This is a genomic window from Phyllobacterium sp. CL33Tsu (assembly GCF_900113985.1).
In the GTDB taxonomy this organism is placed as follows: Bacteria; Pseudomonadota; Alphaproteobacteria; order Rhizobiales; family Rhizobiaceae; genus Phyllobacterium; species Phyllobacterium pellucidum.
This window is the reverse complement of the sequence record NZ_FORJ01000001.1, coordinates 42,015-64,184: the sequence shown is the minus strand read 5'-3', so window position 1 is coordinate 64,184 and position 22,170 is coordinate 42,015. Positions and strand designations below refer to the sequence as shown.

Genomic DNA, 22,170 nt, shown 5'->3' with positions numbered 1-22,170 from the left:
GAGGCCTTTACCCATTGATCCGCGAGGCTTTTGTGGTCCCGGTGTTAATGAACTGGCGCAAACGTGACAGCTCAACTTCGAGTTGGCACCGTTTGTCTTTGTGGACTGCGAGAGGCCCGATTAGCGGTCCAATAATTGCGGCCTCACAGATCAGACTATCCGTCCGAGCCACGCTGTCCCGCCGCATCGGGAGGACGTTCTTCCACTCAGAGGCTAAGGGCTCCGTTCATTGCAGCATTTATCAGGTATGTCAGCATGCCGAAATGTTCGTTGGCGGCTTTGGCCTATTGTGGCACCCGAAATGATTTATCAGATGATGAAATTCGCCCCCGGTGCCGCCATGGCGTTCGGGGGGTCTTTTCTTTCAGCGCCCGATCGTCTTTATGGATGCAGCACTACCTTGATTACGCCATCCTCTTTGTCGCGCAATTTCTTATACAGGGGCGGCGTTTCGGGATTCCGAATCAATAAATTTATTTATTGGGGGAACAGTCGCCTTGTCTGGACGCCGGCTCCGGCCAGTCTTGGTGGTTCAGTCGTTATTGGAAATTGACTTTGTCTACTCTCTCGGCAATCGCGCTTGAATTCATATTCCACCCCGTGATTTCGTTGTATTTCTGTAATAAAGTGCAATTCGTTCAATAGTGAGTGCCAATGTTAAGTAAACTCCTAGTATTATCGACGTTGTCTTAATAATTAAAATATAAATTGAATCACGCGTTGTTATAGAGAATAAACTATTCTTGTTACCGACGCCCAAAAGTAATATAACAATAAACAGCAGCATGCATAATAATAACCATTTTGTCGGCCACGGATTATATATGATTGTATCCTTTCTAAATATCAGCATAATTGACTGCCATAATATGAGAATCCACACAAATAATCCAAGAACAGATTGCATCGCAAAAAACATACATTTCTCATAAGTCGTATAATCTGAAGTTATGATCTCGTTTTGATTTATATAATTAATTGGCCCTATGTAGAAAATTGCTCTAACAGAAATGAACTTACATGCAATATCAGGATAAGAAGATAAGTACACACCTACACATAAAAGAAGTATTGGTATAACTAGAAATCCGATAAAGATCGGCTTCAAGTGTTCTCCATACGCTGTGATTAACTGCTTTTCAATTGTCATCGGTCCGTCACCTGTTGTCGCTAGGGAGACTATTCCGCCGCCAAATCATCATCATGATGGAACCCCGCCTCGTGAATATACAAACTCGGATCGGGCTGCTGGCGAACCTTCACATTGGCGGCTTTTGATCTCTATCATAGGTAAAATGTTCGGTTGCGGTATCGCCCGATTCAACACCATAATCACGCACAACGTTGAAGGTCCGCTCCACTTTGAGGAGCTTACCGTTTTGCTTGGATATCCAGGCCTTTGCGATCGCGAAATTCGGTTCGTAGCGCCAATCACCGGTTATGGTGATAGCAGCGGTTCCGCCCACGTCTTCGTCAGCCTGGCGCCGGCAACCATAAAACCGCGGAACGTTATTCACCATGGATTGCAACATATCCCGGTATTGCCTTGTCCACGCACCACCTGCCACTTTCCAATACCTGTTAATTCCATCCCACCGTTCTTCCGAATGTTGTTCAGGAGGCTTACCGGGCCTCTGCACATATATCACCTCCTGATAGCGGCTGGTGTTCCTGGTTTTGTCATAGGCCGCCAGGAGATCATGGCAGTCAGGATCATAGTTCGGATCGCCCGCGCGTGCGGTCTCGGCAGTGACCAACAAGCTTAAAGCGAGTGCGGGAATCAAAGCAGATTTCATAGGATGTCTCCCCTGGAGCAGCTCTAGCATCGGAGCTTAGGACCAGCGTAATCGCTAGTGCGCAAAGGTTTCGAAGCATTTGATTTCCCCAACTCTTTTCCCTCATACAAGCTTTTTTCTGAGTTCCTCAAAAGAAAAATCTGAGCTCCCTCTGGGAGGCGTCAAGGTTATTCTCTGCAGGGGGCAAGCAGACTAGCGCCCTTACTAGCGAATCTGTTGCGGGACGCGACTCCGTGGACGCCAACGGCTCTTCTTGCGGTCCTCTGGCGTGAGCCATTCGGCGCATCAGGCAGCCTGAAACACCTCGGCATTCGCACGGCTCGAGAAACAATAGACGCTGTAGTGAGCGGTTTCTTCATCGAAATAAAAGTGATGGCCGAGGGCGGATGCGCCGAGCTGCACAGCTTGGCCGCTGATGGCCCAGAGATGCTTTCGCATCTTCGCATCGTTCTTCAGCATGACCTGGTGCGGATAGTAGCGATCGACCATTGTCTTGGTCAGTGCGCCGCGACTTCGGCTCATTGAGGCGTCCTTTCAGATGCCCGTGCTCGCCCATCCCCGAACAGGGTTTTAAGAGTTTCAAATTGTGGTTGGACGGTCGTCGCTGCCGAATGTGTTCTATAAATGTTCTGGTTGGTCGCAGATGTCAATCTGGCCCGAAATAAAAAGCAACGCTATTGAAACCTGCCCCGTCGTCGTGCTCTTCTACATAGTTGTCAACACGGGGGTGGCATGCCGAACGGACTGCACTTAATCGCAAATGCCATCACCGCAATATGCAGCCTCATCTTAATCGTTAGCTTGTGGCGCAGAATCGCAAGGCGTGGGGACTTCTGGGCCGATCAGTACTATTCTTTCGGCAGGAGAGACCTTGATCGCAACCCTTTTATAACCTTCAAGCGAATGCGCGACCACAGGCTGCCGATCATATTGCAGGAATTCAAAGCGTTCTACGCTTCCTCACTCGGCAAAGCTGTCTGCTTTCTCGCAGCTGTCTCGTTGTTCCTATAGACCGCCGCATTTGCCGATGTCGCCGACATGACCAGTGCGAGTATCGGAACTTTCATTTGGATACATCTCGTTTTGGAAATCGGACGCGAAGTTATGCCCTACGAAGACGACCGGGATCGCGTCAACAAGAAGCGCGTCATCTGGCGACCAGTGAAGAGTGAAGAGCGTAACGACACGATTCGGTGCGACGATAGACAACCGGGTATGCGACTGAAAGCGAACTGGCGCTCGCGACAGGTTCAACTCGGGGCGAACGTATTCGTAGGGCGTGATAGGCCAAATGAGCGGCCAATAGCTATTTCTTGGGCGCTATCCGGGGCAGCCTGCCGTTTCCCAGCAAGTCGAGCATGAGATGATACGCTGCTGGATCGGACTGCTTAAGAATGTCATGCGGCCATTCCTGCGGATCACGCTTGCCGGCCTCGGTTGTCAAGAAGTGCGCGAACCTATGCTCAACCCAGTCTATAGCCTCACGCATGGTCAGGCATGAATCGGTGGCTGCATTTCCGATCTGCATTTTTACAGACCAAACACTGAGGTTGTCCGAATCCCTGTTGCGAAAGATGCGCGCGATCGTGATGTTCTCGACGTAGGCGCAGAAGTCGTAAGGAAGCTCATCCCTACCGATGACCCTGCGTTTCCAAGTGATGTGCATAACCGAGCATACCATCGCCTTGCGGAACGTCCAGTGAACATCCGGTGGGACTTTGGTGGGACTTTTTGTGCCGTAAGGTCCCACCGTTTGCCTTATTTTCCATATTTGTTCTTTTTGTCGCTTTGTGCTCTTGCCTTCTGAGGGCGAAAACTCTAGTGAAACCAGCGTCCAAGAACGGACGGAGCGTAGCGCAGTCTGGTAGCGCATCTGGTTTGGGACCAGAGGGTCGCAGGTTCGAATCCTGCCGCTCCGACCATTTTCAGTGAAGTTGCTGCTGGAGTTCGGCAAAAGCCTGTAATATATCGGCATTGCAGACAAAGGGATTCTTCGATGGCAGCGCGCATTTATCGTCCAGCAAAAACAGCTATGCAGTCAGGGAAGGCGAAAGCCGACACCTGGACGCTCGAATACGAGCCGGAACAGCCCCGCAAGGTTGAACCGCTGATGGGCTATACCTCGTCGCGCGACATGAAGAGCCAGATTCGCCTGACTTTCGAGACCAAGGAAGAGGCGATTGCCTACGCGCAAAAAAACGGCATCGCTTTCACGGTACTGGAACCCAAGGAAACGCGACGCCGCGCCGTCTCCTATTCGGAAAACTTTCGCTTCGACCGCAAGCAGCCCTGGACGCATTGATTTACTGAATTTTGCGACTATCCGTGAGGATGGGCGCGCCGATACCAAACGGTCCCGTAGCTCAGCTGGATAGAGCACCGGCCTTCTAAGCCGACGGTCGCTGGTTCGAATCCAGCCGGGATCGCCAAAATTAGTGCCCGGGCGAGCACTAGGACGAGGTAGCCAATGAACCGCCTTTTTGGGCCCGAGCGTTCTGGATCTGCTGCCAATCGAGTTGGCCCGGATATTTCAGACAGCGGCCGCGTTACAGATTCCGTGGACACTTCCAAGCTGATCGCCTTCTATCTGCCCCAGTTTCATCGGGTGAAGGAAAATTCCGCTTGGTGGGGTCCCGGCTTTACCGAGTGGACCAATGTCGCGCGCGGCCGGCCCAATTTCGACGGCCATTACCAGCCGCATATCCCGCGCGAGCTCGGCTTCTACGATCTGTCCTATGTGGAACCCCTCGCGGAACAGGCTGCGCTGGCGCGCAAATATGGCATCCACGGTTTCTGCTTTTACCATTACTGGTTCAGCGGACGACGCATTCTTGAGCGTCCCGCAGAAAACTTTCTCAAATCGGACATCGATATTAAGTTTTGCCTCTGCTGGGCCAACGAAAACTGGACCCGCACCTGGGACGGCGACGCCAGGAGCGTGCTTCTCGAACAGAAATATGCCGAAGGCGACGATGAGGCCTTCATCGCAAGCCTCATCGATTACTTCAAGGACGATCGCTATATCAAGATCGACGGCAAACCGCTGCTTGTCGTCTATCACGCCAAGGAAATTCCAAACCCGAAGAAGAGTTTTGCCGTCTGGCGCGAGTTTGCGAAGCGGCAGGGGTTTCCGGACCTGCACATTGCCGCGGTGGATTTTTATGATATCTCGGCGCCTGAAGAGTGCGGGGCCGATGCACTGGTCGAATTCCCGCCGCACAAATTCATCGGTTCGGAAAGCCGGCCCGACCGGTCACCGGTCACGACCAATCCGGAGTTCTCCGGCCGCTTTGTCGACTATCGCAAGATGGTGGCCCAAAGCGTCAACCGGCCGGTGCCCGCGTTTCGGCTTTATCGTGGAATTATTCCAAGCTGGGACAACACCGCGCGTCGCCAGAACACGGCAACGACAATAATAAATTCCAACCCGTCACTCTATAGCAGATGGCTGCGCTATTTGCGGGCCTATACGCGAACCGAGTTTGACACGGGCGAAGACAATTTCATCTTCATCAATGCCTGGAACGAGTGGGGCGAGGGGTGTCATCTCGAGCCCGACCAGAAGTGGGGATTGTCGTATCTTGAAGAAACGCGCGGCTCGTCCTTCTACAAGCGCGATGACGCAGCAGAACAGTCTATCGACGCCGCGCGCTCCTCTGCGATTGAAACTCTGACCCAGGCCTTTCTGGACTCAGACCCTGCCACCGACGCCAGGACGATTGCCGAGAAACTTTCAGACTACCGGCCTCCCAGCCAGTTCACGCGGAAATTGTCCGGCATATTGGTGAGATGGCCCTGGCTGCATCGCACGGTCAAGACAATCTTCCAAAAGATCAATGCGTGATCCTTGTAGCCATCCGGCTCGGCCCGCGCCGCGAAGCTGGCTCCAAGGCTGGCGCCGCCGCCGCCCACGTTCTGGACAATGACTGCTGGCCGAGGAGACCGGACATCTTGGCCGCGATCACGCGGGCGACAACATCCGTCGAACCGCCCGCAGCAAACGGCAAGACCAGCGTGACCACATGGATCCGGGAAACTACCTGCCGCTGCTGGCGCGTGGAAGGTATACGACTTTGGATCGCAATTGCCTGCTACGTTCACGACTTCGGTTAATTACCCGACCCTGCGATATACTAGATCGAAGTCGTGCGCCCAGTACGTGCCGTCTTGCGAGCGTTGCCACGAACCTTTGATCGTGTTTCCTCCGGTGTCGAACGTACCAAAATAGCGCTGAAAGAAACCCGGGGAATTGCGCCAAAGCTTCCACACGCCGTCACCTACCGTCATGTTGACGACGCGGTGTACGTGCCGCGCATCGGTGTAAAGCATCGTGAAAAGCCCGGTGGCATCATCGAGCCCTATGATGGACGTGATAGGAAACGGAGAGTTTTCGGTCCATTCACGCGGAAGGCTCGGCGCCATCTCCGCGTCGGCCCGCTGGATCACGAACTGCCTGTTGGCCAGCCATTCAAAGCGGGTATGACCGCTGGCCATGGGCTTGCCGCCAATGGTTGCGTCCGTGCGCCACTCTCCGATAAAAGGCATCAAGCGCTCGAGCAAGGCATCGGACATTTATCGCTCCCCGTTTTCGCCTCCTGCTTTTGGACCAATCCCGCCAGTTGTCGCAAGATGCGCTGCGTCATCGCTGACCTTATTGGTGCGACCGTCCCGACCCACCCATATAGGCGTCGCCGCCGCGCGGCAGGTAGATCTTCTGGTCCCCGTAACCGCCGTCGTTATTCGAGGACGGACGGGGATTTGATGGCGGGTTGACGTTCGGGCGGTTGTTGTCGCTGTTGCTGTAATGGCGGCGGTCGTCATTGCCATTGCGATCGTAACGGGAGCGATCGTATCTGTAGCGATCGTACCTGTAGCGGTCATTCCGGTAAGGGTTATAGCGGTAGCCGTTATAACCGGGACCATCATAAAATCCGCTATAGACGGTCGTCCCGTAATAGCCGCCATATCCGCCATAGCCGCCGTAATAAGGACCTGTCGTCTCGACGCAGCCCGAAAGAAAAACCGCAGAGAGACCCGCTGCTGCAGCCAGCGTCAAATATTTGATGGACATAGAAGTCTACCTCCCATACGGACCCGTTATTCTATCACTGTTCAACAACTGCGCGCCGGAAAAAGTTCCAGCGCGAAGTGCAACGGCTCGCCGTCCAGTCAAAGAACCTTCGGTCCCATTATTTCTTGTGTGATCTTTGTACGATCGACCTGCTGAACGCAGGCTGAATGGTTTCAACAGTCCCAATAGGCCGGGAATCCGAACGCCTTGCGCAGATGGTCGGCAAGCGCCCTCAGCTTGGCCGAAGGCGTGCGGCCTTCGGGATGGGCGATATAGATGTGTTCGGCCGCCGCCGCCACGCCGATATCGATAATCTGCAATTGCCCGGCCTTGATCGCTTCGCCGGCGACGAAGCTCGGCAGCATTGCTATCCCGATCCCGGCAATGGCGGCGTCGCGCATCGTGTCGCCATTGTTGACCCTAAGCCCGATCCGGCCACGAACCGTCGTCGCGGTGCCGTTCGTTGGGAAACTCCAATCGGCCACGCCGCGGTTTGCATAAAAAATACCTTTGTGCTGGTCGAGCGATTCGATCGAATCCGGCGTTCCATACCTTTCGATATAAGCGGGCGATGCGACAAGCACGCGCTGGCTGCTCGCCAAGCGCCAGGTGATGAGGCGGGAATCGGCAATCGGACCGTGGCGGATGACGGCATCGTAACCATCCGACGCGACGTCGACGCGGCGGTCGTCGAGATCGAGAAAAAGCTCGATATCGGGATGCGCTTTGAGAAACGGGAAAAGGGCAGGGCCGAGATGCATGCGCCCGAAAGTTACGGGTGCGGAAATGCGCAACGGGCCCACCAGCAGGCCGCGGCGCTCAGCCATGTCGGCTGCCGCATCCTCCACCTCCCGGGTAATGCGTGCCGCGCGCTCGAGGAAGGCCGCGCCATCCTCGGTCAGGGCGAGACTGCGCGTCGTACGATGCAGGAGCACAGCCCCGATCTGACGCTCAAGCTCGGCAAGCCTTTCACTGACGATCGATTTCGATAGCCGCAGTCGGCGGGCGGCCTCACTGATCGAGCCTGCTTCGGCCACGGCAACAAAGGTTGCAATCCCCTCGAGCTTCATCATTGTTCGACAATATCCGAAAATGCCTTCCTGGATATTCAAGTTAATCCGAACGCTGGGCGAGCGCCATACGTGCCGAAGCGCCGGGCCCGGTTTGCTGCTCCCGGCACGGCTGCCAAACTTGGCCAATCGGACATTCGTCACAACCAACACCTCGATCAATGCGTGCAATGGTATGCTTTAAGGCTGAACGCCATTGATTTGCCGCGACATGAGGCGGTAATGAGAAGATCAATTTTCTGAACCTGTGTTCATTCCGGAATTTCAATGGAAACCAAGGCCAACTATTTTCTTGTAGCTATATTCTTGCTTGCGGTGAGTTTCCTCGCATTCGGTTTCTTTTACTGGATCGGGCGTTATGGAGAGACGCGCGAGACTGCCACGCTAGAAATCAGGGTTCCCGGATCCGTGACTGGCCTTGCTGCCAATAGTCCGGTCTATTTCAATGGCTTAAAGGTCGGACAGGTGCGTCGATTGTACATCGATTCGACCAATCCGGACGCCGTGATCGTCCAAACCGATGTCGATGCGACAACGCCGATTACGCGTTCGACCGTTGCGACGCTAGCGTTCGAACTGCTGGCGGGCCGCGCCTATATCGAGTTGAAAGGCGGCAAGGCCTATGAGCCGAAGCTTCTGGAGGAGGCGGAAAAGGAGGATACTGTTGCGCGCGTCGACATTGACCCGACATCGTTGAAAACGCTGGTTCAGACCGCGCAGGACTGGATTGACCGCGTCGACAAGGCAACGACGGCGACCGAGAAATACATTGCGGACACCCGAGGGCCATTTGTCGAAGGCATCAACCAAGCCAAGGCGGCGACAGACAAGTTGGCTGCCAGCACCGATCTGATCAATAAATATGGCGAGCGCGCAAAAAGCCTCAATGAGATCACGCATGATGCGCGTGACGTGATCGCCCGCATCAACGAAGCCTCCGTTAAAATCGACAATGCCTTGGCGAAGGTCGATCGTGAACTGTCAGATGAAAAAGGCAGCGCGGTCAGCGACGCACGTGCCAAGCTTGAAGCCTATCAACAGCAGGCCAAAACCCTGGATGCTCAATTGGTGTCCATCTTGAAGAACATCGGCAGCTTCACCGGCACTAAGCTGCCGGAGGTGCAGAAATTCATCTCGGCGAGCCGCCGATCGGTCGACAGCATCGACAGGGCGGTTTCGGGTTTTGCAGATGATCCCAAGAAGCTGTTTTTTGGTGATGACAGCAAGGTTCCGGAATTTGAGGCTCCGCGCTGAGCGCTGGTACGCTCACGAGGCGTAATACATTCCGGCGATATAGCTGGTCGCAGCGATCGCAATCAGCACGACCGCGAGCGGCCAATAGAGATAGGCTTTGAATTCACCGTCAAAGCAGCGTGTGTTGTCATCGAATGTGGCTGGAATATTCGCTGCGGGGGTCTTTGCCCTCTTCTTCAACGCGATGAACGGCACAACTACTCACCTTCCGAACTGACGGCCCAGATACAAGACTACCGGTATGATGATCAGAAAGATGATGAGGTAACCCCAGATTGAAGTGAGGTAGGGCGCGTAGTCCTCTCGTTCCTTCCGTTCATCCTCCTCATCCATTGGTGCCTCCCACATCTGCCCGTGACACAGTGATTAAGAGGACTTAGAGCCAACTAATGAATGCGGCTCAGGTCGCATCAAGCCATGGTGGCAGGTTGAAAACAATTCAACAATTCAGGCTACGTCGTTAGATCAAAAGCGGAAATGTGCACTAGTTCGAAAGTGTACGCCGCCAGGCCAGTCCGGGCGCACGAGCAACGTCAACCGATTGCGTCAAGGCTGCGCCTGTTGAGCCCGGCGACATAACAATCGTGGCGATAATAGCAAGGTCTGGCAGAGCTGCAACTTCAACGGGTCAACGCCGAAGTCATACTACCCTATGGTTGCAGAGACAAACATGTATTGAAATGATTGGGGTGGCGGGCTTCGAATGCCCGGCACTCTCCCATCGTAAGCAACCCAGCACGTCTTGGCGGGAAGCACGCATATCTGACCTGCCAGCAGGCCGGCAGGTCAGATATTTTTTATTTTCGTTGTCGTCATGCCGTGTGCTGTTTGAACCTGCGATGAGTGAAACCACCCTTGGCGCGCCTCAAAATATCCGAAAGCTTATTGGGGCTTGCGGGCTTCTTTGGCATCTCTTCGCGGACTTTTTGTAGAATTTGTTGGCTCGCACAACTGGCATTATGGGGCAGATGAAGCGTCACGTCGCCCATTTCGTCACTCCCTGGAGAAGAGCAAATTACCTTCCGTTGGTCGGAAGGCTGAAAGCTTAATTGTCGCCTAAGCCGATATGTGTACGCCTAGTTTCGTGCTTATACAACTAAGATCAATGTTGGCGGCAGTCACATTCTGCGTTTGTTATTCAACATGCCGTGAAAAACAAGAATAGGATGCCGGTCAAGCAGCCTAGACCGGCTCTTTTAGTGCATTTTTCAAGCTTGCAGCGGATGGAACCGCCGCAGGGAAAGAAACCCGGCGATGATGAAAAGTACAAGCACGATCCCCTGGCTGATTGCGAATGGCGGTTCCGACTGCGTGGGCGCGAGTGCGTTAAGGGCCGGGATCTTCTGAAACGATTGCGCGACAAGGACGAAAACGTTGAGGTAGAGCGACACGATCGCGCATACCACATAGACCCAGCGCCACGATCCCGCGAGGCGGAATGCATAGAGGGCGGCGATTGCCAGAATAAGAAATACCATCGAGATGATCCCGACGCCAATCGCCGGGGTGAAACCGCTGAATGGGAACAGAAATCCGGTCACGCTCGTGGCGACCGTCGTCAGCAGGAAGATAAAGGTCCAGCCCGGCCAGTTCTCCGACTTGAGCAGGCCCGACAGGACGACCAGTCCTGTCACGATGCCAATAAGGCTCAAGATCACGTGGAACAAGGTAAATGGCGTCATACCCAGAATCATGATGGTCCCCTCAACTCGTGATTGTATGGCGTGGAATCAACTTCACACAACGAAACAATTTTTACAAACAAAAGTAAATCGGACGCATCTTCTTCAAAAATATGAGTGTAGTTCTCAATATTTAAGCGTGGATGCTGGCAAGAGACTTGCTTTTTCAGTAAGGGGGTAGGTTAACCGGCACATTTCCTGCGGTCGATCGAACGTGTCATCGAATCGACCTGGCCTTGCAGCGGCCCGGCCTGCTTCTGGTTATTGGTGCGATAGTCGGGAAGGAAGGGCCCAAGACCCACGATGATATTGGGGTCCTGGTAGCCGGCGCCATTTGTCAGGCGGCTGACCTCGGCCATCTTCTGGTTGCGCTGAGCGATCAGAGCCGCGCAGTCTGTCGTATCGTAGTTCAGCGACGAAATCTTCTCGTTGTCGAGTTGGCCCTGAATGTTGCCGCAACCGGCAAGAACTACGGTAAGGATGATCACCTGAAGGCGCCGTATCGTCATAAGTCAAATATCCCCGATCGCGAAGCAGCGCGGACATGAATGGGCTAATGGCGATGTTTTGGCAAGATGGGTGTCCAAAATCTCGCGCAACGCAGACGTCATGAAGTGCGCGACATACTGAATGGCGACCGCCCGTCCCGCAACCACCGTGGATCATGCCGACGCGGCTGCGCCACAATCGAGCTCAGTCGACAATCAGAACGCGCTGGCCGACGCGATTGGTCGGAATATCCATTATCGTGGTTATCCGCGCGCTTTCGTCGTCAAATACAACACAGCGATGGTAATGAGTTGCAAGAAAGCGCAAAAAACTTGCGGTCTGGCCCGGTTGGGCCGGATTTGGTGACATGACCACGTAAATGGGGATGCTCTGCCGCATGACCTGGAGAAGGCCAAGGCACGCCATCGTCTCGTAACCCTCAATGTCGATCCAGACGAGGCCCAACTGGTTTGTGGGGACACGTGCATCGTCCAATATAGTTTGGACCGTGTTGACCGTGGTCCGCAGCGGCATGTCCGATGCATGTTTTTGCCTGACGCTGCTCTAGAGGCTGTCCGTTCGGTTAACATGGAAATTGATCATGCCATCGATCATGCCGGCGGCGCAGGGAATCTTGTCTACAACCCCATCGAGATTATTGTCGGCAAGCTTTCGAACGAGCGCACGGAAATTTTCGGGTTCCGGCTCAACCGCCAGCACACGCGTAAATGCACCGCACGTGGCGAGTTCGCTTGTGGTGGCGCCGCGGCCGGCGCCGAGTTCCAGCACAGTGGAATTGCGGCGCAGCGCGCCAACTCCATCGAGTATCCGGCACACCATGGCTACGTCGCCCTGGCACCGCACTTCGAGGGCGGCCTGGACAGCGCTTGGTAGTTTATCAATTCCGCGCCCGCCAGACGACCGAAGAAATTCGGCCGCAAACAACCGCAGCGCCGTCAGTGGGCCGAGGCGAGGTTTCTTTCTCTGGAAAGTAAAAATAGATGTGGATATCAGCTCCACGTATTCATCGAAATACATGACCTTTAAATCCGAAAAAATCTAAAAAAGAAAAAAGCAATGATCAAATTCTTACTTAAGTTCGGTTCCATCGTCAAATGGTTCTAATTGATCAATTCGGGCAGTGATTCCTGGCCGGAAACGGGTTCTCATCTCGCCGTTCACGGCGCAGCGGGGGGCGCGTCGTTAAATTGGGCAAATGGCGGAAATGTTTTTGATCAATAACATGCGAGCTTTCCCTTATACAATAGATAAGAAAAGAAGGTTAAAACTGTCGGGAAATCTGGATTTAATCCGATATGCCTAGTAATTTAGTATGGTATCGCAGTTTGCGCTTGCTGAAACCGTCGTTCCGCCCTTATGATTCTACTTCCGGGAGCCCCCGGTCGTGCAACCCAAAGAGTGAGGAGACAGGAATGCCTGGTTTGCTGCACCCACTTCACGACGGCCACGCGCCGATCATATTGCAAAACGCCTTCCAAGACGCGATCGATGCACTTGAGGACTGGGAACTCGGCACTGATGAACCGGTAATTGACGTTAACGAGAAGCGGGTCGCGATCAGTACCGTGTTCCGCCGCCTGTGGACTTGCACGGACATTCTTCCGGCACGCACATTGGACGTCATTGAAGATCTATTGCCGTTGCGTTCAGCTGAATTCAAGGTGGGCACTTCGACCTATGCCGATGCCGCCTATAGTCTCTGGCAACTGTGCTTGCAAAAGCGCGCCGCGAGCTATGAGATGCGTATCTAGTTTCAAGTCAAAGAATGTGGTCACCCGCCGGTCTCGCCGGCGGGTGATTTTTTTGAAGCGTCAGCCGCCGTTTTTGGCCAGCCAGCTTTTCATCTGTTTGATTTCCGCCTCCTGTGCCGCGATGATCTCGCCAGCTAGTTTACGGATTTCCGCATCCTTCCCGTATTCGAGTTCAATCTTCGCCATGTCTATTGCACCCTGGTGGTGCGCGATCATTCCCCGCACGAAATCCTCGTCGGCCTTTCCCGTGAACTCGATCGCCATATCCTCGTGCATTTTGGCATTGGCCGCGGCAAAGGCTTTCGACGGGGCACTCTGATCGCCGGCGGGCTTTGCGGACATCTCATGCTGCATCTTCCCGTGCGTATTGTGGTCCTGGGCGATAACGGGCGTAGCGGAGGCCATGCCGAGAACCAGCGCTGTCGTATATACTCTGTTCATTGTTGTAACTTTCCTTGGGCCAGCAGAAATCATGCGCGAGGCTTTGGCCCGGCTCACCTGCGCGTCAATTGCGAAAAGTGTTTACGATCAGAGCTTGGGGGGACGTGGCAGGGGCGCGGGTATACCGTTGACGAGCGGCAGTTGCCGGTCGCGTGGAATGACGATTCGAGGCTTTGCGGCAACTAAAACCATGAGTGCCGTTGCTGGAACGCCGATACAGGCGGCGCAAGCGGCCAGATGCGGCGCGGGGTCTTGCACGCAATGGTTTTGCCCATGACACTTGCGCTGGTGATCGAGGTGACGGGCCGCTGGCGTCTCCAAACCGTGGTGCTGCGTCCCGATTTCCGCGGCGAGCCGTCCGGGCGCGGCGAATACCGGCACCCAGCCAATGCAAAGCGCAGTAATCAGCGCGAAGATCGCAGCGAAGCGTTTCATCCGGTCGTTCTAACAAGAACCCCGCATGAACTGAAATCACTTCTCTTCACGTCGTTCACGCTGTTCTTGCTGCCGCAAGCGCATTTTCGATATCCGCAATCAGATCGGCAGGGTCTTCGAGCCCGATCTGGAGGCGGATCAAGGGGCCGGCATAGTTTTTTCCGGTGATGACCCGCCCGCCAAGATTGACGTGGACGGCAAGGCTCTCATAGCCGCCCCAGGAATAGCCGAGACCGAATATCTTCAGCGCATTGAGGAAGGCGTGCGCCTGGTTCACCCCGCCAGCGATGACGATTGAGAACACGCCGCCGGCGCCGCCGAAGTCGCGTTTCCAGAGGGCGTGGCCGGCATGGCTTTCAAGCGCCGGATGGAGGACTTCGACCACTCCGTCCTGCCGCTCCAGCCAATTGGCAATTTCGAGCGCACTCTTGGCATGCCGTTCCATGCGCACGCCCATGGTCCTCAGGCCCCGCAGGATCTGGTAGGCATCATCACCGCCGACGCAGAGTCCGAGGGCGGTATAGGCAGCGTCGAGCTTCCTGAAGCATGCCTCGGTGGCGGAAACCGTCCCCATCAATATGTCGGAATGTCCTGATGGATATTTCGTTGCTGCGTGAATCGTTATGTCCACGCCGAAGTCAAGCGCCCTGAAATAGAGCGGCGTTGCCCAGGTATTGTCCATCATCACGATGGCGCCGGCAGCATGTGCCTTTTCCACGATAGCCGGAATGTCCTGTACTTCGAACGTGTTGGAACCCGGCGATTCGGTGAAGACGACGCGGGTGTTCGCCTTGATCAGCTTTTCGATACCCGCACCGATGAGCGGATCGTAATATTCGACCTCGACACCGAACTGCTTCAGCATCGTGTTGCAGAAGTGCCTTGTATTGCCGTAGCAGCAATCGACCATCAGCAGGTGATCGCCAGGGGCAAGAAAAGCGAGGAGGGGGAGCGTTACCGCAACCAGTCCTGAAGGGACGAGCAATGTTCCTGCCGAGCCCTCGAGTTCGTCGATTGCGCGGCAAAGCGCATCCGTTGTCGGCGTTCCATGCGTTGCGTATGTATATTTCTGCCTGTGGCCCGCCATGGTTTCAGCGTCGGGGAAAAGCACCGTCGAAGCATGGACGACGGGCGGATTGACAAAGCCATGATAGTCGTGCGGATCGTATCCACCATGTGCCAATCTGGTATTGATGCCCAGTTTCGCCGGCTTACCCGGTTGCTTGTCCATGAGTTCGTCTCCACATCTTGTCTGTCTGGTGAGAAGTCGATAATCCGGCAGCGCGCCGGTTGCAACAGGGAGCGTCGAAAGGAAATATGACGGATCAGCTTCAGGACAGCCCCTCCGGCTTCGTGCGCGCGGGCCAGTCCGTCATCCGCTTTCTGCGCCGCATGAATGCGCCCGCTTATCCGGCGACCGAACCCGCCTGGACGCAAGGAATGACCATGGCTGCGGTCATGATCGTCTTCGTCATTCTCTTGCTGCACCCCTACGATGAGTGGCTGTCGCGCACGCTGTCATCGCACGGGCGCTTGCGCGAGGCGCGTCACCTGACTGACATTGGTCTTTCTCAGTGGTATTTGATACCAGCGTTTGCCGTCGCAGTTTGCCTTATCGGCATCGATTGGTGGGGTCTGGCGCGGACAAGAAGAGTTCAGTTCGGCTTGATCTATTCGCAAGCGACATTCGCGTTCTGGGCGATCGCGCTTTCGGGTATTTTCACAAATATCGCAAAGTTTCTGATCGGGCGCGCCCGGCCGAAATTCATTGATACGCTGGGTCCAAATGCCTTCTCGCCCTTTGTGTCGGGATATGATTTCGCAAGTTTTCCGTCGGGCCATTCGACGACCATGGGTGCCGTCGGCGCGGTGCTTGCATTGTGGTTTCCGCGCTGGCGGATTGCGATCATCCTCGCAACGATGTTCATCGCATTTACCCGCATCCTGGTGCGCGCCCACTATCCGACCGATGTCGTGGCCGGCTACAGCGTCGGCTTTCTACTGACGGTTGCCCTTGCAAGGTTCCTTTCAGGGCGCCGCACTGCCTTTGTTTCTGACGGGCGATTCTGGCCCAAAATCCGCTTTCGCGACAATTTTTGGTGAGCGGATCGCGATTTGCACAGCGAATAATCAGAATAATCGCTTTGAGGGCAGGTTAACGGCCTGTTTTGCAATATTCTCAAGCAAAGATTGTACCTTGACCAAACAGACAGAATGGCCTTCGATGCAGCGGTGAATGGGAGAGGTATTGGGCCCTTTTTGGGTATGGGGGTTACCTGCCAATATCGTACTTTTCCTCTCTGGGAACTAAGGGCAATACAACCAAAGGGTACACTTGTTATGAAAAATCTTGTTTTGAAGGGCACGCTTGCTGTTTCGGCGCTCGTTCTGTTGGCGACCGCTGCCTCCGCCAGCACACTCGACGACGTCAAGAAGAAGGGCTTCCTCCAGTGCGGCGTCAATACCGGTCTTGCCGGCTTCGGCGCTCCGAATGACAAGGGCGAATGGTCCGGTTTCGACGTCGATTATTGCCGCGCGGTCGCTGCTGCGATCTTTGGCGATGGAACCAAGGTAAAGTTTACGCCTCTCTCGGCGAAGGATCGTCTCCCGGCCCTGCAGTCCGGCGAAATCGACGTTCTGATCCGCAACACCACGTGGACGCTCAGCCGCGATACGCAGGGCTTTGATTTCACCGGCGTCAACTATTTTGACGGCCAGGGCTTCATGATCAATTCGAAGAAGCTGTCGGGCATCAACTCGGCCCTGCAGCTTTCAGGCGCTTCGGTCTGCGTGCAGGCCGGCACCACAACTGAGCTCAACCTCGCTGACTATTTCAAGGCGAACAAGATGGAATATAATCCCGTCGTGTTCGAGAAGCTCGAAGAAGTCAACGCGGCTTATGATTCCGGCCGTTGCGACGTCTACACTACCGACCAGTCCGGCCTTTACTCCATCCGCCTGACGCTCTCGGCGCCGGACGACCATGTCGTTCTTCCCGAGATCATCTCGAAGGAGCCACTTGGTCCGGTCGTACGCCAGGGTGACGATCAGTGGGCGGATATCATTCGCTGGACGCACTTTGCGCTGCTGACCGCCGAAGAACTCGGCATCACCAAGGCAAATGTCGAGGAACTGACGAAGAGCGACAGTCCGGAAATCAAGCGCGTTCTCGGCCAGGAAGCCAATACCAAGCTCGGGACGGACCTTGGCCTCACCAACGATTGGGTGGTCAACATCGTCAAGGCAGTCGGCAATTACGGCGAAGTCTTCGAGACCAACATCGGCTCGGGCAGCAAGCTCAAGATTGCCCGCGGCATCAATGCACAATGGAGCAAGGGCGGCCTGCAATACGCGATGCCGATCCGCTGATTAACTCATGCTCAAATAACATGGGGCGAGGGGGCATTGCCTCCTCGCCCTCGACCATAAAACAATAATAATAAGAATAAAAACGAATGAATCGAGGGGTCAATGGCATCGCAGGACATAACGCCTGTCGGAAGATCGAGCGCCAAGGCGTCGCTTCTTTACGATCCGAAAGTTCGCGGACTTGTTTTTCAGGTACTGACGGTTGTCGTCATCGCGGGTCTTATTTACTGGATTATCAACAATACCATCACCAATCTTCAGCGCGCTAATCTGGCGTCTGGCTTCGGATTTCTGGACGGCCGTTCCGGTTTCGACATCAGCAGCAGCCCGTATCTCGCCTATTCGAGCGATTCCACCTATATCAAGGCGCTTTGGGTCGGCATCCTCAATACGATCACGGTCGCCTTCGTAGGCATCATAACTGCGACGATCATCGGCTTCGTCATCGGTATCGGGCGGTTGTCGCATAACTGGCTGATCCGCAAGATCTGCACGGTTTATGTGGAGATATTCCGCAACATTCCGCCGCTTCTGGTCATCTTCTTCTGGTATCTCGGCGTTCTCTCGGTGCTGCCTCAGGCGCGCCAGAGCATCCATCTGCCGTTCAATACCTACCTCAATAATCGCGGTTTCTTCTTTCCGTCGCCGGTGTTTGGCGAAGGCGCATGGCTTGCCGGCGTGGGCCTCATCGTCGGTATCGTCGGCGCGCTCCTCGTAAAGCGCTGGGCGCGCAAGCGCCAGATGGTCACCGGGCAGCAATTTCCGGTTGGACTGACGGCACTTGCTCTGATCGTCGGTCTCCCGCTGCTCGCCTTGCTGATCAAGGGTTTTCCGCTGTCGTTCGACTATCCCGTCCTTGGCTCGTTCAATCTCAAGGGCGGCGCGCAAATCGGCCCGGAATTCATGTCGCTCTATCTGGCGCTGTCGTTTTATACGGCGTCCTTCATTGCCGAGATCGTCCGCGCCGGTATTCGCGGCGTGGGCAAGGGGCAGTCCGAGGCCTCCCATGCGCTCGGGCTGCGTGCTGGTCCAACGACCCGGCTTGTCATCGTTCCGCAGGCGATGCGCATCATCATTCCGCCGCTGACGAGCCAGTATTTGAATCTCACCAAGAACTCGTCTCTGGCTGTTGCGATCGGTTATCCCGATCTCGTGGCGGTGGGCGGTACGATCCTCAACCAGACGGGACACTCGATTGAAGTGGTTGCGATCTGGATGGTGGTTTATCTCGGCATCAGTGTTCTGACGTCGATCTTCATGAATTGGTTCAACGCCAGAGTGGCACTGGTGGAGCGCTGATCATGGATAATAATCTAAGCTACGTTCGCACCGAAATGTTGCAGGAGCAGACCCCGCCGCTTGGCGAGCGGGGCATTATCCGCTGGATGAGAATCAATCTCTTCGCGACGCCGATGGATACGGCTCTGACCGTATTTGCGCTGCTGGTGATCGCCTGGTTCCTGCCCGGTATCATCAACTGGCTGTTCGTAAACGCCGTCTGGTCCGGTCCGGACCGGTCGGTCTGCTCCACGGTGGCGCAGGGCGGCATCCAGCCTGAGGGGTGGTCAGGCGCGTGCTGGGCCTATGTGAACGCGAACTTCAGCCAGTTCATGTATGGGCCCTATCCGATCGATCAGCACTGGCGCGTCAATATCGTCGCGATCCTGTTTGTGTTGCTGCTCGTGCCGCTGCTCATTCCGAAGGCCCCGTACAAGGTTGCGAACGCGATCGTCTTCTTCTTCATCTTCCCGATCGTTGCCTTTTTCCTGCTTGTCGGCGGCTGGTTCGGCTTGCCTTATGTGGAAACGGCCAATTGGGGCGGACTATTGGTAACGTTGACGCTATCCTTCGTCGGCATTTCAGTATCGCTGCCGCTGGGCATAGCGCTTGCGCTCGGACGGCGCTCGAAGATGCCGGTGATCAAGATGCTGTGCGTCATATTCATCGAGACGATCCGCGGCATCCCGCTCATCACCGTGCTGTTCATGGCAAGCTATATGCTGCCGCTGTTCCTGCCGCCGGGGGTATCCTTCGACAAATATCTGCGTGCGCTGATCGGTGTTGCGCTCTTTGCTTCGGCCTATATGGCGGAAGTGGTGCGCGGCGGTCTGCAGGCAATTCCCAAGGGCCAGTATGAGGGCGCAGATTCGCTGGGGTTGAGCTATTGGCAGAAGACCGGGCTCATCATCCTTCCGCAGGCGCTCAAGCTGGTCATTCCGGGTATCGTCAACACGTTCATTGGCCTCTTCAAGGATACCAGCCTTGTAACGGTTATCAGCATGTTCGACCTGCTGGGAACCGTGAAGCAGCACTTCGCCGATGCCAATTGGGCATCACCGCAGACCCCCATCTCCGGCTTGATTTTTGCCGGTTTCGTATTCTGGATTTTCTGTTTCGGGATGTCGCGCTATTCCATCTTCATGGAAAAGCGGCTCGACAAAGGACATAAACGCTGAGGAGCACCGCATAATGACAACCGAAAACGTTGTTGACCCAAATGAAATCCACGTCGACCGATCGCTCTTGCACGTGTCGAAGACGGACGTGGCCGTCGATATCATCAACATGAACAAGTGGTACGGGGATTTCCACGTCCTCAAGGATATCAACCTCAAGGTCATGCGCGGCGAGCGTATCGTCGTTGCGGGTCCTTCGGGATCGGGCAAGTCGACCATGATCCGCTGCATCAACCGTCTTGAAGAACACCAGAGCGGCAAGATCATCGTCGATGGCATTGAGCTTACAAACGACTTGAAGAAGATCGACGAAGTCCGCCGCGAAGTCGGCATGGTCTTCCAGCACTTCAATCTGTTCCCGCATCTGACAATCCTCGAGAATTGCACGCTGGCGCCGATCTGGGTTCGCAAGATGCCGAAGAAGAAGGCGGACGAGGTCGCGATGCACTATCTCGAGCGCGTCAAGATTCCGGAACAGGCCAATAAGTATCCGGGCCAGTTGTCCGGTGGCCAGCAGCAGCGCGTGGCTATCGCCCGCTCGCTGTGCATGAACCCGCGCATCATGCTGTTCGATGAGCCCACTTCGGCGCTCGATCCGGAAATGATCAAGGAAGTGTTGGACACGATGGTGCAACTTGCCGAAGAGGGCATGACCATGGTGTGCGTTACTCACGAAATGGGTTTTGCCCGCCAGGTCGCCAACCGGGTGATCTTTATGGATCAGGGCCAGATCGTCGAACAGAACGCGCCAGCGGAATTCTTCGACAATCCGCAGCACGAGCGCACCAAGCTGTTCCTCAGCCAGATCCTGCACTGACGAGACAAATGTTGAAAGCGGCGGCCTCACGGCCGCCGCTTTGATTTGTTTCATCGCTCTGAGCGGTCGTCCCGGGCATCTCCCCCGTCATCCTTGGGGCCTCCGCCGTTATCCTCGGGCACTTGTCCCGAGGATCCATTCTTCCTTTTGCGGGTAGATATCGCGTGAGTGGATCTGCGGGTCAAGAGCCCCGGAATGACGGGGACCGGCAGCTCAAGCGCCGTGCCACAACGGCCGCCGAACTATCAGCCACGCTTTTCCGGATCAAATCCATAGAGCCAGTCGAAGCCCTCGACGAACTTATCGGCTGGTCGATTGCGAAAGACGACGTTGCGGGCAAGCGCAATCGGTCCTCTGGCATGGTAGGCAAGCTGGTTCAATGCGCCGCGTCGCACCACTGCACCGACCCGTTTCGATCGTGCCTTGCTGAACTGATCGAGCGCCGTCGTCCATTTCTTGCCGTCGGTGGCAAGCGCAGCCGCCAGCAGGCAGGCGTCTTCAATGGCCATGGCCGCGCCCTGTGCCGCATAGGGCGTCATGGCGTGGGCGGCATCCCCGATGAGGACCACGCGCTCCTCGATCTTGAACTGGCATTTCTTCATGGCAAACAGCCGCCATGGCGTCCAGGGCCGGCCGGCCCGCATCAGGTCGCAAATCCCTTGATTCCACGCTGCGAACGCGCGGATGAAATCCTGGCTGGCATTGTTGGTCCGCTGGTCGTCCCAGCGGCGGCGAATGTTTCGATCCGGTGCAACGGCCACGAAATTGATCACCTGTCCGGAGCGAATGGGGTAGGCGATCAGGTGGGCATTGGCGCCGGTCCAGGCCACGACATTGGTGCCGGGAGGCATCAGCGCAGCAAAGGCGGGCGGCAATTGATCGACCGCGACCGAAGAACGCCAGGCGATCGTTCCCGTGTAACGGGCGCGGTCGGTGTCCGACAGAGCGGTGCGCATGTCCGACCATACGCCGTCGGCGCCTGCGAGCAGCGCCCCGCGATGTTCTTCGATGCGGTCATGATACTGGACCCGAACCAAAATGCCTTCGGCGTCCGACTTGTATTGCGTCACCGTCGATTGCAGCTGGATCGCAATGTTGGGACGGTTGCGGGCCTCGTTGAGCAACGCATTTTGCAGGTCGGCGCGGTGGCAAACGATATAAGGCGCGCCCCAACGCTGTCTTGCCGTTTCGCCGATCGGCAGATGCAGCAGATTTGCGCCGCTTCGCCCGTCCTGCAGGCAGATGGCCTGCGGCTCGACGGAGGCATATTTCAGCCGTTCGAGTACACCAAGGCGATCGAGAAGGCGCGTGGCATTGGGTGAAAGCTGCAGGCCTGCGCCGATCTCGGCAAGCGTCGCACTCTTCTCGAAAAGCTGAACAGAAAAACCCTTGTCGCTCAGGGCAAGGGCGAGCGTCAGGCCGGCAATGCCGGCACCCGCAATAATGATCTGGTCAGGATTGGGAATTCGCCTGTTACGTTCTGTCTTGAGATCAATCAGGGTCGGGCCAGAGGACATC

At 55.6% G+C, this 22,170-nt stretch carries 25 protein-coding genes, 2 tRNA genes and 1 pseudogene; 12 read left to right on the top strand and 16 right to left on the bottom strand.

Annotated features, from left to right (window positions below; genetic code table 11):
• Positions 1–1,259: 1,259 nt before the first annotated feature.
• The 3 genes from BM074_RS22635 to BM074_RS22630 form a co-directional block, all read right to left on the bottom strand.
• Complete coding sequence (locus tag BM074_RS22635; RefSeq protein ID WP_139217602.1) at positions 1,260–1,796, bottom strand: hypothetical protein; 537 nt, start codon at positions 1,794–1,796, stop codon at positions 1,260–1,262.
• A gap of 285 nt (positions 1,797–2,081) precedes the next feature.
• The gene (locus tag BM074_RS00330) at positions 2,082–2,318 is read right to left on the bottom strand and encodes a hypothetical protein (RefSeq protein ID WP_091918998.1); all 237 of its coding nucleotides are present in this window, start codon (positions 2,316–2,318) and stop codon (positions 2,082–2,084) included.
• A 784-nt stretch (positions 2,319–3,102) separates the two neighbouring features.
• Complete coding sequence (locus BM074_RS22630; RefSeq protein ID WP_139217601.1) at positions 3,103–3,669, bottom strand: hypothetical protein; 567 nt, start codon at positions 3,667–3,669, stop codon at positions 3,103–3,105.
• On the opposite strand from BM074_RS22630, the gene BM074_RS00315 reads away from it, so the two are divergent.
• From BM074_RS00315 to BM074_RS00300, 4 genes are all read left to right on the top strand, one after another.
• Positions 3,642–3,718: transfer RNA gene (locus BM074_RS00315), tRNA-Pro, on the top strand. The two genes, BM074_RS22630 and BM074_RS00315, sit on opposite strands and share 28 nt — an antisense overlap.
• Before the next feature lie 74 nt (positions 3,719–3,792).
• Positions 3,793–4,098 carry an ETC complex I subunit gene (locus BM074_RS00310; protein ID WP_027232353.1) on the top strand — a complete coding sequence of 102 codons (306 nt, stop codon included), beginning with the start codon at positions 3,793–3,795 and terminating at the stop codon, positions 4,096–4,098.
• Between the two features lie 50 nt (positions 4,099–4,148).
• Positions 4,149–4,225 (top strand) — tRNA-Arg (locus BM074_RS00305).
• Between the two features lie 38 nt (positions 4,226–4,263).
• Positions 4,264–5,640, top strand: a complete 1,377-nt coding sequence (locus tag BM074_RS00300) for a glycosyltransferase WbsX family protein (protein WP_210186465.1) — start codon at positions 4,264–4,266, stop codon at positions 5,638–5,640.
• Positions 5,641–5,645: 5 nt separating this feature from the next.
• Here BM074_RS00300 and BM074_RS00295 read toward each other — a convergent pair.
• The 4 genes and pseudogenes from BM074_RS00295 to BM074_RS00280 form a co-directional block, all read right to left on the bottom strand.
• Positions 5,646–5,897 (bottom strand): annotated as a pseudogene (locus BM074_RS00295) (tripartite tricarboxylate transporter substrate-binding protein); the annotation flags it as partial.
• 12 nt (positions 5,898–5,909) lie between these two features.
• Positions 5,910–6,368 carry a hypothetical protein gene (locus tag BM074_RS00290; protein WP_091918994.1) on the bottom strand — a complete coding sequence of 153 codons (459 nt, stop codon included), beginning with the start codon at positions 6,366–6,368 and terminating at the stop codon, positions 5,910–5,912.
• 79 nt (positions 6,369–6,447) lie between these two features.
• Positions 6,448–6,867 carry a hypothetical protein gene (locus BM074_RS00285; RefSeq protein ID WP_091918992.1) on the bottom strand — a complete coding sequence of 140 codons (420 nt, stop codon included), beginning with the start codon at positions 6,865–6,867 and terminating at the stop codon, positions 6,448–6,450.
• Between the two features lie 173 nt (positions 6,868–7,040).
• Positions 7,041–7,940, bottom strand: coding sequence for a LysR family transcriptional regulator (locus BM074_RS00280; protein WP_091918991.1), 900 nt, complete (start codon positions 7,938–7,940; stop codon positions 7,041–7,043).
• A 264-nt stretch (positions 7,941–8,204) separates the two neighbouring features.
• On the opposite strand from BM074_RS00280, the gene BM074_RS00275 reads away from it, so the two are divergent.
• Positions 8,205–9,191: an MlaD family protein gene (locus BM074_RS00275; RefSeq protein ID WP_091918989.1), complete on the top strand. Its 987-nt coding sequence runs from the start codon at positions 8,205–8,207 to the stop codon at positions 9,189–9,191.
• Between the two features lie 12 nt (positions 9,192–9,203).
• Here BM074_RS00275 and BM074_RS00270 read toward each other — a convergent pair whose 3' ends face one another.
• The 4 genes from BM074_RS00270 to BM074_RS00260 all read right to left on the bottom strand — a co-directional run bounded on the left by BM074_RS00270 (position 9,204) and on the right by BM074_RS00260 (position 11,382).
• On the bottom strand, positions 9,204–9,386 hold the full coding sequence (locus BM074_RS00270; protein ID WP_091918987.1) for a hypothetical protein: 183 nt from the start codon (positions 9,384–9,386) through the stop codon (positions 9,204–9,206).
• A gap of 617 nt (positions 9,387–10,003) precedes the next feature.
• Positions 10,004–10,180: a hypothetical protein gene (locus BM074_RS22895; protein ID WP_153667724.1), complete on the bottom strand. Its 177-nt coding sequence runs from the start codon at positions 10,178–10,180 to the stop codon at positions 10,004–10,006.
• A gap of 219 nt (positions 10,181–10,399) precedes the next feature.
• Positions 10,400–10,885 (bottom strand): hypothetical protein, encoded by a 486-nt coding sequence (locus BM074_RS00265; protein ID WP_091918985.1) that lies wholly within the window; start codon positions 10,883–10,885, stop codon positions 10,400–10,402.
• A gap of 170 nt (positions 10,886–11,055) precedes the next feature.
• The gene (locus BM074_RS00260; protein WP_091918983.1) at positions 11,056–11,382 is read right to left on the bottom strand and encodes a hypothetical protein; all 327 of its coding nucleotides are present in this window, start codon (positions 11,380–11,382) and stop codon (positions 11,056–11,058) included.
• 121 nt (positions 11,383–11,503) lie between these two features.
• Here BM074_RS00260 and BM074_RS22625 point away from each other — a divergent pair, with 121 nt between their 5' ends.
• On the top strand, positions 11,504–11,728 hold the full coding sequence (locus tag BM074_RS22625; RefSeq protein WP_139217600.1) for a hypothetical protein: 225 nt from the start codon (positions 11,504–11,506) through the stop codon (positions 11,726–11,728).
• Positions 11,729–11,926: 198 nt separating this feature from the next.
• On the opposite strand, the gene BM074_RS00250 is transcribed toward BM074_RS22625, so the two are convergent.
• Positions 11,927–12,400 carry a class I SAM-dependent methyltransferase gene (locus BM074_RS00250; protein WP_091918979.1) on the bottom strand — a complete coding sequence of 158 codons (474 nt, stop codon included), beginning with the start codon at positions 12,398–12,400 and terminating at the stop codon, positions 11,927–11,929.
• A gap of 395 nt (positions 12,401–12,795) precedes the next feature.
• On the opposite strand from BM074_RS00250, the gene BM074_RS00245 reads away from it, so the two are divergent.
• The gene (locus tag BM074_RS00245; protein ID WP_027232361.1) at positions 12,796–13,134 is read left to right on the top strand and encodes a BRA0787 family protein; all 339 of its coding nucleotides are present in this window, start codon (positions 12,796–12,798) and stop codon (positions 13,132–13,134) included.
• Positions 13,135–13,194: 60 nt separating this feature from the next.
• Here BM074_RS00245 and BM074_RS00240 read toward each other — a convergent pair whose 3' ends face one another.
• The 3 genes from BM074_RS00240 to BM074_RS00230 form a co-directional block, all read right to left on the bottom strand.
• On the bottom strand, positions 13,195–13,575 hold the full coding sequence (locus BM074_RS00240; RefSeq protein ID WP_036814785.1) for a CopM family metallochaperone: 381 nt from the start codon (positions 13,573–13,575) through the stop codon (positions 13,195–13,197).
• 87 nt (positions 13,576–13,662) lie between these two features.
• Positions 13,663–14,010 (bottom strand): hypothetical protein, encoded by a 348-nt coding sequence (locus tag BM074_RS00235; protein ID WP_091918977.1) that lies wholly within the window; start codon positions 14,008–14,010, stop codon positions 13,663–13,665.
• Between the two features lie 55 nt (positions 14,011–14,065).
• Positions 14,066–15,241, bottom strand: a complete 1,176-nt coding sequence (locus BM074_RS00230; RefSeq protein WP_091918975.1) for a cystathionine beta-lyase — start codon at positions 15,239–15,241, stop codon at positions 14,066–14,068.
• A gap of 86 nt (positions 15,242–15,327) precedes the next feature.
• Between BM074_RS00230 and BM074_RS00225 the strand changes: the two genes are divergently transcribed.
• The 5 genes from BM074_RS00225 to BM074_RS00205 all read left to right on the top strand — a co-directional run bounded on the left by BM074_RS00225 (position 15,328) and on the right by BM074_RS00205 (position 20,652).
• Positions 15,328–16,113, top strand: coding sequence for a phosphatase PAP2 family protein (locus BM074_RS00225; RefSeq protein WP_091918973.1), 786 nt, complete (start codon positions 15,328–15,330; stop codon positions 16,111–16,113).
• A gap of 237 nt (positions 16,114–16,350) precedes the next feature.
• Positions 16,351–17,379 (top strand): amino acid ABC transporter substrate-binding protein, encoded by a 1,029-nt coding sequence (locus BM074_RS00220; protein WP_027232365.1) that lies wholly within the window; start codon positions 16,351–16,353, stop codon positions 17,377–17,379.
• Between the two features lie 102 nt (positions 17,380–17,481).
• Positions 17,482–18,678: an amino acid ABC transporter permease gene (locus tag BM074_RS00215; RefSeq protein ID WP_091918971.1), complete on the top strand. Its 1,197-nt coding sequence runs from the start codon at positions 17,482–17,484 to the stop codon at positions 18,676–18,678.
• Between the two features lie 2 nt (positions 18,679–18,680).
• Positions 18,681–19,835 (top strand): amino acid ABC transporter permease, encoded by a 1,155-nt coding sequence (locus BM074_RS00210; RefSeq protein WP_027232367.1) that lies wholly within the window; start codon positions 18,681–18,683, stop codon positions 19,833–19,835.
• 13 nt (positions 19,836–19,848) lie between these two features.
• Positions 19,849–20,652 carry an amino acid ABC transporter ATP-binding protein gene (locus BM074_RS00205; RefSeq protein WP_027232368.1) on the top strand — a complete coding sequence of 268 codons (804 nt, stop codon included), beginning with the start codon at positions 19,849–19,851 and terminating at the stop codon, positions 20,650–20,652.
• Between the two features lie 245 nt (positions 20,653–20,897).
• Here BM074_RS00205 and BM074_RS00200 read toward each other — a convergent pair whose 3' ends face one another.
• Entirely contained in the window at positions 20,898–22,169 is a 1,272-nt protein-coding gene (locus BM074_RS00200; RefSeq protein WP_091918969.1) for an FAD-dependent monooxygenase, read from the bottom strand.
• Position 22,170 lies beyond the last annotated feature (1 nt).

Coding starts and splice junctions, on each gene's coding strand:
- BM074_RS22635 (WP_139217602.1), bottom strand. CDS start 1,796: ATGAAATCTGCTTTGATTCCCGCACTCGCTTTAAGCTTGTTGGTCACT.
- BM074_RS00330 (WP_091918998.1), bottom strand. CDS start 2,318: ATGAGCCGAAGTCGCGGCGCACTGACCAAGACAATGGTCGATCGCTAC.
- BM074_RS22630 (WP_139217601.1), bottom strand. CDS start 3,669: ATGCGCTACCAGACTGCGCTACGCTCCGTCCGTTCTTGGACGCTGGTT.
- BM074_RS00310 (WP_027232353.1), top strand. CDS start 3,793: ATGGCAGCGCGCATTTATCGTCCAGCAAAAACAGCTATGCAGTCAGGG.
- BM074_RS00300 (WP_210186465.1), top strand. CDS start 4,264: ATGAACCGCCTTTTTGGGCCCGAGCGTTCTGGATCTGCTGCCAATCGA.
- BM074_RS00290 (WP_091918994.1), bottom strand. CDS start 6,368: ATGTCCGATGCCTTGCTCGAGCGCTTGATGCCTTTTATCGGAGAGTGG.
- BM074_RS00285 (WP_091918992.1), bottom strand. CDS start 6,867: ATGTCCATCAAATATTTGACGCTGGCTGCAGCAGCGGGTCTCTCTGCG.
- BM074_RS00280 (WP_091918991.1), bottom strand. CDS start 7,940: ATGATGAAGCTCGAGGGGATTGCAACCTTTGTTGCCGTGGCCGAAGCA.
- BM074_RS00275 (WP_091918989.1), top strand. CDS start 8,205: ATGGAAACCAAGGCCAACTATTTTCTTGTAGCTATATTCTTGCTTGCG.
- BM074_RS22895 (WP_153667724.1), bottom strand. CDS start 10,180: ATGGGCGACGTGACGCTTCATCTGCCCCATAATGCCAGTTGTGCGAGC.
- BM074_RS00265 (WP_091918985.1), bottom strand. CDS start 10,885: ATGATTCTGGGTATGACGCCATTTACCTTGTTCCACGTGATCTTGAGC.
- BM074_RS00260 (WP_091918983.1), bottom strand. CDS start 11,382: ATGACGATACGGCGCCTTCAGGTGATCATCCTTACCGTAGTTCTTGCC.
- BM074_RS22625 (WP_139217600.1), top strand. CDS start 11,504: ATGGCGACCGCCCGTCCCGCAACCACCGTGGATCATGCCGACGCGGCT.
- BM074_RS00250 (WP_091918979.1), bottom strand. CDS start 12,400: ATGTATTTCGATGAATACGTGGAGCTGATATCCACATCTATTTTTACT.
- BM074_RS00245 (WP_027232361.1), top strand. CDS start 12,796: ATGCCTGGTTTGCTGCACCCACTTCACGACGGCCACGCGCCGATCATA.
- BM074_RS00240 (WP_036814785.1), bottom strand. CDS start 13,575: ATGAACAGAGTATATACGACAGCGCTGGTTCTCGGCATGGCCTCCGCT.
- BM074_RS00235 (WP_091918977.1), bottom strand. CDS start 14,010: ATGAAACGCTTCGCTGCGATCTTCGCGCTGATTACTGCGCTTTGCATT.
- BM074_RS00230 (WP_091918975.1), bottom strand. CDS start 15,241: ATGGACAAGCAACCGGGTAAGCCGGCGAAACTGGGCATCAATACCAGA.
- BM074_RS00225 (WP_091918973.1), top strand. CDS start 15,328: ATGACGGATCAGCTTCAGGACAGCCCCTCCGGCTTCGTGCGCGCGGGC.
- BM074_RS00220 (WP_027232365.1), top strand. CDS start 16,351: ATGAAAAATCTTGTTTTGAAGGGCACGCTTGCTGTTTCGGCGCTCGTT.
- BM074_RS00215 (WP_091918971.1), top strand. CDS start 17,482: ATGGCATCGCAGGACATAACGCCTGTCGGAAGATCGAGCGCCAAGGCG.
- BM074_RS00210 (WP_027232367.1), top strand. CDS start 18,681: ATGGATAATAATCTAAGCTACGTTCGCACCGAAATGTTGCAGGAGCAG.
- BM074_RS00205 (WP_027232368.1), top strand. CDS start 19,849: ATGACAACCGAAAACGTTGTTGACCCAAATGAAATCCACGTCGACCGA.
- BM074_RS00200 (WP_091918969.1), bottom strand. CDS start 22,169: ATGTCCTCTGGCCCGACCCTGATTGATCTCAAGACAGAACGTAACAGG.